The sequence below is a fragment of the Prevotella sp. SGI.167 genome, assembly GCF_050313615.1.
Taxonomy (GTDB): domain Bacteria; phylum Bacteroidota; class Bacteroidia; order Bacteroidales; family Bacteroidaceae; genus Prevotella.
Genome location: NZ_JBNPLT010000101.1, coordinates 1 through 1029 on the forward strand (window position 1 = coordinate 1; position 1029 = coordinate 1029).

Below are 1029 nucleotides of genomic sequence, written 5' to 3' on the forward strand. Positions count from 1 at the left end.
TGCGGGATGGGACCGCCAGGGGAATAGCAGTTTATAGTTTACAGTTAATAGTTTATAGTTTACGGTTGATTTCGTGGTTATTTGCTGATAACTTACAGATTTCTTGTTATTTTCTTGGTGGTTTCGGGAAAAAAGCGTAACTTTGGCGGCAAGATATATAAACTAAATAATAGGAGATAAGATTATGGCAATAGATATAAAGGTTATTCCGACTCTTCATGGTGATGAAGCTATTCGCTTTATCAACAATGCTGATGATGTTATGAAAAGTAAAGAACGTGTTGATTTTTCAGAGAAAATAGCTATAGCTCGTGCTATATTAAAAAAAGCAGGAATGTAATTATGGGATTTTTATTAGATAAGTGTAAACTTAAAAAGATGGATGACGAGATTCTTTCGACTTGCCATCCTTTTACTTGTGGAGATGAGGATTTGGATGATTTCTTTCTACATGATGCAATGCGTTATAAAGCAGAATTGCTTGGTAAAACTTATTGCTTTGTGCTGGATGATGATCCTAAAACCATTGTTTGTATGTTTACTTTGTCTAATGATAGTATCAGAGTGGATGTCATACCTAATAGTCGTGGTCGTAAACTTTCTCATGATATTCCTAGAGAGAAACGAATGCGTAGATATCCTGCTGTACTTATAGGAAGGCTTGGAATCAATGTTGACTTTCGTCATCAAGGTATAGGGTCAGAATTATTGGATTTCATAAAATCTTGGTTTATTGATGAAGAAAATAAAACTGGATGTCGTTTTTTGATAGTTGATGCCTATAACTGTATGGTTCCATTGGATTTTTATCAAAAGAATGAATTCTTGTTTTTGTTTTCGACGGAACAGCAAGAAGCAGAGAATCTGGGGTATGACATGACAAAGTCGTTGCATACGCGCCTCATGTATTATGATTTGAAGAAGTTAACTTCAAATTGAAAAACGTATTAATACTATGCGCCATTTGTATTATCACAAGTTTGACAAGAACCTGAGCTTTTTCTGTCTAGAGTTTTAAGGTGTCCTTCC

General features: G+C 34.7%; 2 protein-coding genes. Both read left to right on the forward strand.

Annotated elements, in window-relative coordinates; genetic code table 11:
* Positions 1-184 precede the first annotated feature (184 nt).
* Positions 185-340 (forward strand): hypothetical protein, encoded by a 156-nt coding sequence (locus ACQRBJ_RS16030; protein WP_218417773.1) that lies wholly within the window; start codon positions 185-187, stop codon positions 338-340.
* Between the two features lie 38 nt (positions 341-378).
* Positions 379-939 (forward strand): GNAT family N-acetyltransferase, encoded by a 561-nt coding sequence (locus tag ACQRBJ_RS16035; protein WP_256621126.1) that lies wholly within the window; start codon positions 379-381, stop codon positions 937-939.
* The last annotated feature ends 90 nt before the right edge of the window (positions 940-1029 follow it).